Source organism: Bacteroidia bacterium, assembly GCA_019695265.1.
Taxonomy (GTDB): Bacteria; Bacteroidota; Bacteroidia; order JAIBAJ01; family JAIBAJ01; genus JAIBAJ01.
This window is the reverse complement of sequence record JAIBAJ010000148.1, coordinates 1-6,257: the sequence shown is the minus strand read 5'-3', so window position 1 is coordinate 6,257 and position 6,257 is coordinate 1. Positions and strand designations below refer to the sequence as shown.

Here is a 6,257-nt window from a genome sequence, read left to right as displayed (position 1 = left end):
TGGTTGCTGTGGCAAAAAATAGAAGAGTTGTAGCCCCGCCCGAAAAAATTGCATCTTTGCAGGAATCCCTTTTGGCAATTAACCTTGGTTGAAAAGAAGCAAACACTCGTGGTGACCGGAGCGGCCGGTTTTATTGGCCATCACCTGTGTCAGCGGCTTCAAAACCAATACCATGTAATTGGGCTAGATTCATTGGAACGAAGCTTTGCCGATGTTCAACACCGAGCAGCCTTGCATCCCGGGCTTTGGAAAGAATCCATTCATTCTCCCTTCCTCGATTCGCTTGAAACTAAACCCGATGTGCTTATTCATTTGGCAGCCAATACCGGAATTGCCGATTCCTTGCTTCATCCGGAGGTTTATTTTCGTAACAATGTGCAAGGAACCCTGAATCTATTGCAGCAATGTAAGAAAAATGGGGTCAAAAACCTGATTTATGCCAGTAGTTCCTCCGTTTATGAGAGTGGACAATCGGTGATGAACGAGCTTTCGCCAAGTGAGAACCAACTTTCGTTTTATGGAACAACCAAGAAAATGATGGAAGTATTGGTTCAGAATTTTTGTTTGCAGAATGGACTTACCGCCATTGGCTTACGCTTTTTTACGGTTTATGGTTCCTGGACCCGGATGGATATGGCAGCCTATAAATTTATGAAATCCATTCAGCAAAACCAGGCTATAACCTTGTATAATGAAGGCTTGGTGGAGCGTGATTTTACCCATTGGTCTGATATAGTTACGAGCATTGAATTGCTTATTCAGAAGATACAAGTTGAAAGTAAGGCAACTCATCGTTTGTTTAATATTGGATCTCAACGTCCGGTAATGGTTAAGGATTTTGCTCAGGCCATAGCAGAAGCTATGGAAAAACCCTTGAAGTTTCAGTCTAAGCCTTTGCCTTCCAATGAGTTGGTTCGTACATGTAGTGATTCTTCCGCTTTGGCCAATTATACCGGATTTAGTCCGAAGATGCCATTGGAGCAGGGAGTTTCAGAAATGGTCAATTGGTTTAAGCAAGGTATTTATTAAGTTGGCATTACCGGTTCCGGCTTTTACCAAGGCCGGTTTCAACCTCCATAGCTTGGGTTTGCACCCTCGGGCAACGATAGAGGCAAGTAGCCCACAGGACACCTACGGCGTTAGCCTAGGTGGACGAGGACTACAGCCGATAGCGTGACCCGAACGCCTATTGAAAATGATAGGAATTTTGCACCTAATGGAGTAGGCGGAGGGGGCCCGCCAAAATCCGGAAAAGGGAATGGAAATTATTGTTTGATACGAGATTCAACCACAAAATTAGGGCGATTGCGAACGGTTTCGTGCACCCGGAAGAGGTATTCGCCCAAAATGATGCCCAACATACCTAACATGAACAAGATAGTGGAGGTCCAAAACCAGAGCTGATGGGAGATGGATGAACCTTGGAAAACCAAAAAATAGCCTGCTAAACCCAGGTTTATGATGGATAAAAAGCCCAAGAATCGGATGAAATCGAGGGGTAAATTGGTGAATGAAAAGACAGTGTCGATAAACAAATGAGCCTTTTTGCGCAAGGACCATTGTGATTTTCCATGTCTGCGCTTTAAACGCTTGTATGGAATTTGAACAAACGGATAGCCAAGCCAATTGATAAGGTATACGTTGTTAGTGCTTTTTTCGGAAATGGCAACTACATCGTTTCGGATTTTTTCGTGAAAAAGGAGGAGGTCGAAGCCGCCCGGCGGGGTTTTTTGAATGGCAAATTTTCTCACCATCCAGTGGTAAAGGGATGAAAATATGCTGCCATCTTCCCGGCTTTCGCGGTGGGCAATGACCAAGGGAATATCTTTCAGAAAGTAGGTAAACATTTCCTCAATCAATTCGGGTGGATCTTGTAAATCGGCATGGAGGTAAACGTTGGCCTGGCCTCCTGCATGACTCATTCCGGCCAAAAAGCTGTTGTAGGAGCCAAAATTTCGAGTGAGTTTAACCAGCACAACTTCATGGTTATGAAAGGATTGGAACTGTTGAAGAACCGAGTAGGTGGAATCTTCTGAGCCGTCGTCGACAAACAAAAACTCGAAGAAATGGTTTTGGAAAATGGGTTTTTCGCTCAATTTCTGCAATCGTTCCCACAGCTCGGGCAAACTACCGGAGTTGTTGTAACAGGTAACGATGATGGAAATTTTCATGGGGACAAAGTAAGTCTAAATATAGTCTTTTCGTTTGATTTTCTTATTTCTGGTAAAGAGATAACCCAGCAGGGAAAAGGTATTTTGAAGAAAATCCAACGAATGGGCGAAGAAATGGTTTGAAATTCTCCACCAAATAACGGGATGTAAATAGAAGTTGCGAATAAACCGGGATTGAAAGGCCCTTGCTTTTTTGCGCAATTCGGGATCTTTAAATTCGTTTTGGTAGGGTAGAAGTTGGAACTGTATGGATTGGGACAATTGGTCGTACAAGGCTGTTCCCGGATAAGGTGTAATGGCTGAAACCACTATAAAACTCATGCCCGACCGGATGGCAAACCGGAGGCTTTGTTGCAAGTCTTCTTTGGTTTCGATGGGGTAACCAACCATGAAAAAGCCCATGAGTTCGAAGCCTTTTTGGTGGGCGATGCGGATGTTTTTTTCGGCTTCCTTCACTTCGAACTTTTTGTTGAGGTAGTGAATGACTTTTTGGCTACCTGATTCAACACCAATGTATAACCGTTTGCAACCGGCTTTCTTCATCCAGTCTAGCATTTCGGGTTGAAGGGTGTCGGGTCGGCAAAGGCAAGACCAAGGCAGCAGGATGTTTTTTTCGATAAGCAGTTTACAAAATTCAATAACCCTGGAAGGCACAGCCGTAAAGGTGTCGTCGATGAAGCGGTACGATTGAATATGGTGCAATTGAATATAGGTTTCCAACTGCTGAATCATACGTTCGGGGGTAAGGCTGGTGAGTTTGGTGCCGTATGATTTTACGCAAAAATTACATTGATAAGGGCAACCTCTGGCACTTTGAAGCAAACCATAGGGTTTTGGGAAAAAGGGTTCGGAATAATGCCTGTTTTCGAGCAAGTGGAATGCCGGGTCGGGAAGATCGTTCGGGTTGATAATTCGTCCTTTGGATGGGGTATGAACGATTTCTCCTGAGCGTCTAAACGAAAGACCTTCCAACTCCCGGAACTCTTGTCCGGAAGCCAGAGCCAGCAACCAATCCTGAAATACCAAATCCGGTTCACCATCAATGACAAAATCCACCGAGGTTTTTTCCATAATTTCCTGCTTGAAAATGCCGGCATAATGTCCGAACAAAACAATAGGAATAGATGGGAATTGGGTTTTTAGGGAGTTTATTTCCTGTAAATCTTCTTCGATGCATTCGAAACCCGATAGGCAAACGATAAAGTCAGGGTTGGCTTGTTGTATCCTGGAACCTACCTGGTTGGAGCTAAGGTTTTCAGCAATAGCATCCACCAATTGAGCCCGATAATTATGTTTTTCTGCAATGGCCGCGAGGGAGAGTAGTTCGATGGGTTGGAACAGAAAGGTAGGCGAGTTGTAGGAACACATGTAACGCCTCATAACCCGGTTTTTGTTGGGTAAGTTGAGAAAGAAGGCGTTTTTTTTCATAAACCAATATTACTGGTCGGAGGTATCTCCAACCACTTTTTCTCTTGGGGTTTCTACTCGGTAAAAGTGGACTAATATACTGTATCCTCCCTTTTTACAGGGTAAGAATTTAAAATTTAGTTGAAAATAGTCCGGAAAACCTTTCCATACGGCAAGGATTTCAAAAGTGTAAGGTGGGTAAAATTGGCTGAAAGTTAGGGGTTGGAGGAAGGATAACAAAAAGCAAAAAGCCCGGAAAGCTTAATCCAAACAGAAATCCGATGTTTTCAAAAGGTTTGAATATAAAAATCCCAAGAAAAAGTAAAATCAACTTAGTGAGAAGCTTGCAGGTAGCACCGTTTCAGCACATTGGCATCGATTACATTTCCGTCTTCTCTGGTGTTTAGTTTGATGGCATAATGATATTTGCTACCCGAATTCAGCACTTTTATTTCGGAAAAATTTGGCAGGTTGGCGTAATTGCAAATGGAATCGGCCTGGGGAGAAGAAAGGATATTTTCGGTGATATAGTTTTTGAACATTTTCCCCATTTCTCGAATATCATTAGATCCGGTAGCTTTCATAACCATGTTGTCGGAAATGAGATCGCGGGTAGCGCCAAAAATGCGTTTGGTTCTGAAAAAGCTAAGATTGGATTGGTTATCGGCCAATTGGTTGTAAGGAATTAATTCGCCTTGAAAGGGGTTAAAAACCACAAAAGGGTCGTAAGGGTCAACAATGTATTCCAGTTCACCAATTTGCACCAGAGGGAAGTTATGCACTCCCGGAATTACCATAATTCGGGATTTTAGGTGAAGCAGAGAATCCAGCATTCGTGAAAAGAAGATGGAACGTTCGCCGCAATATACGGCTAATTCATTGTTATTGCCTTTGGTGTAACATTCTTGAAGACTGGCATGGTACCAATCAAGTTGCATTTCATCGGTTTCAAGTTCGCTACCCAGCAATCTAAAGCTAAATGCAGCATAAACAAAATCGGCCAGAATAAGGGATTTAGCCAGGTTTTTTGATTCAATGGAGGTGTTTTCCTGATCTACTTCCTTGAATTTGGTTTGCAATACTTCAACTGCCTCTTCAAATTGGTAAGGAAGATTTTGGTTGCTACCATTGATTATGGAATTGCAATTGAAACTTGCAGTATCCGGTTTGTTTACCTGGTTGTTTTCAGAAAGTAATTTTTTTATGGATTCCGACTTTGAATTGGCCGAAATCCCAACTTCACCGGCGAGGATAGTATTTACTATACCCAAAACCAAGCACAGGATAATCAATCCCGTACGTTTAAGTACCATTTTCTATGTCCGTTTAATTCAGCTAGATACTAGGGGAAATTCTACTTGCGTGGAATAGATCTAAATGCGATTTTTGTTACTACTAATTGAACTGTCGGGGAAACTGGACTTTTAGATTTGCTTGATTTTTAATTGATTAACGATACAAAAGTAGGATATTATTTTCAAAGCAGTTTAATTTTCAGCCTATTCAAGCAATAAATTATACCAAGGTGGAAATAGCGGCAATTAATTCTATCTTTCGATAGATGAATCAATGCCAAGAAATTAGGACAAAAAGATGGTATAGAAGTTTAGTTTCTAAAACTTCCGCCAATGAGCAGGTTGGTCAAGCGATTTTTCAGTACTTGCCAGGAACTAAGGTAGGGCTTTGTTTTGGCAACAAACTCATCCAGAGGCATATAGCTAAAGTCGAATTGGATATGACCCATAAATTCGGAATGTGGTGGACGCTCCCCGTTAATTAAATCGAGGTAGGTTTGGTTGCACACCTTATACTTTTCAATTTGGTTGTTTTCGGTTCCCGGAGGCCAAAAAAAATGGTAAAGTTCAGCTTGTTTCGGATATCCGGCAATAACACACGAAATTCGGGGAGAGCCTGAGGTGTTTCGCCTGGAAGCATGAATCAGGGAATGGTGAAAAATGGCGCAATCGCCTGCTTTGGTGGGCAAATCAACCAAGTAAGGAACAATATCATTTTGAATTTGGTCAAAATACCGGGGTTGTCCGGGCGATACCCGTAAGGAGCGGGCAAAGGTGTGGCTACCCGGAATAAACTGCAAATTTCCGGTTTTGTAATCGGCGTCGTCCAGGCAAACCCAAACGTTAAACGAGGTAAATTTATCTTCGTCAACAAAGGACCAATCCATGTGTGGACTAACGGCCGATTTGGGCGACGATTCTTTAACCAAGTAGTTGGAAATGGTTAAATTACATTCATGTAGATGCGGTTCCAAAGCCTTTTCAAAGTAAGGTTTTATAAATCCACTCACTTTTTTTATCAGGTCGCGATCGTTGGTATTGCTGGTGGTATGAAATAAATCTTTGCTTTGTCCTTTTTGGTTATTTTCGATATTTTCCTTGTAAAAAGCCTTTAATTCAGCAACCGTGCGAGCATCGAACAATGGAAAAGAAACATAACCTAATTTGTAAAAATCTTCATTGGTTTGAAGGTTTTTAAAAATCCTTGGTTTGGACATATTTTCCATGCAAAATTGAGGTTTACAAAGGCTGTTGAAGCAGCAAAATTTGGCATGAAGGTAAGCTATAAATTTCAAGTGTTAATACCCTAGCTTGGTAATTTACCTACTTTATTTTAAATTTTTGGATGTTGCGGGCCCCCTTCCGCCCAATAAGGAAATTGCAT

Annotated in this window: 5 protein-coding genes; 1 reads left to right on the top strand and 4 read right to left on the bottom strand. The window is 42.0% G+C overall.

The features are described from left to right. Positions 1-84: 84 nt before the first annotated feature. Entirely contained in the window at positions 85-1,029 is a 945-nt protein-coding gene (locus tag K1X82_14315; GenBank protein MBX7183282.1) for an NAD-dependent epimerase/dehydratase family protein, read from the top strand. A 236-nt stretch (positions 1,030-1,265) separates the two neighbouring features. Here K1X82_14315 and K1X82_14310 read toward each other — a convergent pair whose 3' ends face one another. From K1X82_14310 to K1X82_14295, 4 genes are all read right to left on the bottom strand, one after another. After that, a complete protein-coding gene (locus K1X82_14310; GenBank protein ID MBX7183281.1) occupies positions 1,266-2,171 on the bottom strand; it encodes a glycosyltransferase family 2 protein in 906 nt (301 codons plus the stop codon). Between the two features lie 15 nt (positions 2,172-2,186). Further along, on the bottom strand, positions 2,187-3,599 hold the full coding sequence (locus K1X82_14305; protein ID MBX7183280.1) for a B12-binding domain-containing radical SAM protein: 1,413 nt from the start codon (positions 3,597-3,599) through the stop codon (positions 2,187-2,189). Positions 3,600-3,910: 311 nt separating this feature from the next. After that, positions 3,911-4,891, bottom strand: a complete 981-nt coding sequence (locus K1X82_14300; protein ID MBX7183279.1) for a hypothetical protein — start codon at positions 4,889-4,891, stop codon at positions 3,911-3,913. Positions 4,892-5,184: 293 nt separating this feature from the next. Further along, entirely contained in the window at positions 5,185-6,099 is a 915-nt protein-coding gene (locus K1X82_14295) for a phytanoyl-CoA dioxygenase family protein (GenBank protein MBX7183278.1), read from the bottom strand. Between the last annotated feature and the right edge of the window lie 158 nt (positions 6,100-6,257).

Bases quoted from the DNA above. Each gene is read 5' to 3' on its own strand.
- K1X82_14305 (MBX7183280.1), bottom strand. From the start codon at position 3,599: ATGAAAAAAAACGCCTTCTTTCTCAACTTACCCAACAAAAACCGGGTT.
- K1X82_14300 (MBX7183279.1), bottom strand. From the start codon at position 4,891: ATGGTACTTAAACGTACGGGATTGATTATCCTGTGCTTGGTTTTGGGT.
- K1X82_14310 (MBX7183281.1), bottom strand. From the start codon at position 2,171: ATGAAAATTTCCATCATCGTTACCTGTTACAACAACTCCGGTAGTTTG.
- K1X82_14295 (MBX7183278.1), bottom strand. From the start codon at position 6,099: ATGGAAAATATGTCCAAACCAAGGATTTTTAAAAACCTTCAAACCAAT.